This window comes from Streptomyces sp. NPDC031274, from assembly GCF_055570235.1.
This window is the reverse complement of record NZ_JBVIHP010000096.1, coordinates 1-2,263: the sequence shown is the minus strand read 5'-3', so window position 1 is coordinate 2,263 and position 2,263 is coordinate 1. Positions and strand designations below refer to the sequence as shown.

Sequence of the window (2,263 nt, the reverse complement as noted above, 5' to 3'; positions counted from 1 at the left end):
GACGAGGCGGCGGCCCAACTCCGCCTGCGGTACGGCCTGTCGGCGGCGACGGCCGACGCGTACGCGGCCGCGGGCTTCGTCGCGGTGGTCCAGGACGTCATCCTGGGCGAGGAGTTGAAGACGTACGTGGATCTGCTGCGTACGAGCCCGGTACACGTGGTCGTGCTGGCCCCGAGGCCGGACGCGGTCGCGGCGCGGGAGGCCGGTCGCGGAAAGACCGGCTACGGGGCGTGGACCGTGGAGGACCTCGACACGGGGCTGCGGTCGGGGACCCCGAGGATCGGGCTCTGGCTGGACAGCAGTGACCTGACGGTCGACGAGACCGTGGACGCGGTTCTCGCGGGGCTCGAGGAGGCGCGGGTCTAGGCCTGCCACGACCTGGCGGCCCACCGGAACGGAGCGTCCCGGCGAGCCGCTCGGGCGCACTACCTCCCGAAGTACGCGTCGTGGACCGAGAGCGTGGCCTTGTTGCCGTTCCTGTCCGTGATCTTGGCGTGGAACGAGACGCCCTTGCCCGCGGCCGGGGTCCTGACGGAGATCTTCCCGCCCGTGACCGTGGCCTTCTTCCAGCTCTGTCCGTGGTCATAGGACACGTACACGGCAAGGGACTTGAGGTTTCCCGCGCCGGCGGCCGAGCCCTGCACCTTCACCGGTACGGACTGTGTGCGGCCCGCCGGAGCCGTGCTGTCCAGGCCCACCTTCGGGGTGAACCGGACGGTGGACGCGGGGAGTCGGGCGCTCTCCGTCCGTGCCGAGCGGAACGTCCAGCTCGCGTCCACCTGTGACGTCGCCCGCCCCACCTTGGCACTGCGCTTCTCGGACGCCGTGAGCCTGTACTCCGCGTCGCCCGCCGGGACCTTGAAGGTCTCGTTCCCGGTCACCGGATCGTCGTTCTCGGCGATCTTCGTGCCGTTCCGGTACAGCGTCGACTTCCCCGACGAGTAGAGGGACCAGCCGGCGTGACCCTTGCCGTCCGCCATCATGGGCAGGACGCCGCCCAGCTCGTCGCCCTTGCGGAAGATGCCGTTCTTGCCGCCGACAGCCGGGCCGAAGACGCCGGTGTTGAACGTCTTCTCGTAGGCCTGCCCTGCCTTGAAGGTCTGAGGAGGTGAGATCCCCCAGCGGCCCTCCAGGACCGGTTCGCCCTCCTCGTCCTTGTCGCCGTACTGCTCGAAGCCGATGCCCCACTTCGTCGCGCCGAGGGCGGACAGACGCACCGTCTTGGTGCGCGGAAGCTTCTGTCCCGGCAGGATCGGCGAGATGCCGCCCGCCTCCGGAAGGTATCCGGCCACGTCCAGCCCACCCGTCCTGCCGGAGGACGACGCCCCCATGCGGACCTTCACCGTGGCGAAGTCAGTGGTCTTGAGATGCCGGGTGTAGCCGGTCGCGAGCTTCTCCACCTTGCCGCCGAGCAGCATGTCGTGCCGGGTGCCCGTGCCCTTCGTCCAGGTTCCGAGCCACTGCTGGCCGAGGCCGTCCGGGACCTGAGGTCCGAGGTGTGCGGTGCGCAGACTCTGGAAGGAGTTGATGTTGAGGGCGCCCATTTCGTAGCCCGCGTAGGTGTAGCGGGCGTCCATGAACACCAGCTTGGCGTCGCGGTCCGGGAGCGTGATGTCGACCGGCTCGGCTTTACGCGCGTCGACCGTCACCGTCATGTTCTTGTCGATCGTCAGCTTCGGCTGAGCCAGCCAGTCGACGCCCTTGTCGCCGTTCTCGGGGTCGACGTAGATCGTCGTGTCGAGGAGATAGCTCCCCTTCGCCACCCGCACCTTGGCGGTGCCGGACTTGTCGTACGGGAAGAGGTTGAGGCCCTCGTCGGCCCCGGTGATCGCCGAGAGCATCGGCTCGTAGTGCGGCGCGGGCCGCCCGTCGCGGCCGATTGTCTTCAGGGTGATGTCGTACCGCTCGACCTCGCGGTCGACCACGGCCGCCGTGCGCACGGACTGTCCGCCGCCCGTCGCCACGACATACGCGGAGTAGGTCCCGTCCGTCGTCCCGCCGAGCTTCGTGTCGGCAATCAGATCGACCGCCGCCGTGCCACCCGCCGGGACCTTCACCGACTTCGCGCCGAGTGTGAAGAGCCCGGTCGGAGCCGGGTCGCCCTTCGGGTCCTTCGCCGTCACGGCGAGGTCCAGAGTGACGTCCTCCTTGCCGAGGTTCTTGTACGTCACCTTCCTCGTAACCGGCTTGTCGTCGGTGTGCGGCCACTGCTGGGTGCCGTAGTTGAGGGACACTGGGTCGGCGATCACCGACTGCTCGATGA

Annotated in this window: 1 protein-coding gene and 1 pseudogene; one reads left to right on the top strand and one right to left on the bottom strand. The window is 68.9% G+C overall.

Annotated elements, in window-relative coordinates:
- Window positions 1-366 (top strand): phosphotransferase (locus ACZ5CR_RS43790; protein ID WP_468868852.1); only part of this gene is annotated, 366 nt, incomplete at its 5' end.
- A 59-nt stretch (window positions 367-425) separates the two neighbouring features.
- On the opposite strand, the pseudogene ACZ5CR_RS43785 reads toward ACZ5CR_RS43790, so the two are convergent.
- A pseudogene (locus ACZ5CR_RS43785) lies at window positions 426-2,263 on the bottom strand (peptidase S8); the annotation flags it as partial.